Here is a 223-nt window from a genome sequence, read left to right as displayed (position 1 = left end):
AGGAACAGGCCTCCAACATCGGCGGCCTTGTCGGCAATTTCTTCATCGCGAGGGGGACGGTGATGGAGAATGCGATTGGCGGCAGCGGTGCGGACCAGCTCATCGGCAACGGCGCGAACAACATTCTTGAGGGTCGAGACAGCAGCGACACGCTTCAAGGCAATGGCGGTGACGACATTCTGATTGGCGGCACCGGCGACGACGCGCTGATTGGTGGTACCGG

General features: G+C 61.4%; 1 protein-coding gene. It reads left to right on the top strand.

All coding sequences use genetic code 11. The annotated features are described in order from the left end of the window. On the top strand, positions 1-223 hold a 223-nt coding region (locus ABLQ08_RS32605), incomplete at both ends, for a M10 family metallopeptidase C-terminal domain-containing protein (protein WP_352950937.1).

The sequence above is a fragment of the Roseibium sp. SCP14 genome (assembly GCF_040329475.1).
In the GTDB taxonomy this organism is placed as follows: domain Bacteria; phylum Pseudomonadota; class Alphaproteobacteria; order Rhizobiales; family Stappiaceae; genus Roseibium.
Note: the sequence above shows the minus strand (reverse complement) of the source record. Positions and strands in the feature narration are given on the sequence as shown.